This is a genomic window from Dellaglioa sp. CoH-57-MRSF-20 (assembly GCF_056781955.1).
Genome location: NZ_JBXAXV010000276.1, coordinates 1 through 262, shown reverse-complemented (window position 1 = coordinate 262; position 262 = coordinate 1). Strand labels below are relative to the sequence as shown.

At 63.0% G+C, this 262-nt stretch carries 1 protein-coding gene; it reads left to right on the top strand.

Annotated elements, in window-relative coordinates:
* The coding region (locus AC1RPN_RS09035) for a hypothetical protein (RefSeq protein WP_481763851.1) at positions 1-262 on the top strand (262 nt) is incomplete at both ends.

Here is a 262-nt window from a genome sequence, read left to right as displayed (position 1 = left end):
CACTACCCCTACGAATCACAATGGGGCGACCTTGCCTGCAACGAACCGCTGATCGAACACGGCACCAACCCGGCCACATTTTTCGACTGGGCCTCTGACGGGTACCCGTCAGAGGCGGAGTACCTGTTCTGGTCTCGGCACATCTGCGGGCTCGCCTGCCTGCGATCCGTGCTGCGCGCCTGGACCCCACATCAGGGCGAGATTGCCATGTATGAGCTCATCCAACGGGCGCAGCAGCGGAACGCGCTTGTCCGTGCTGAGG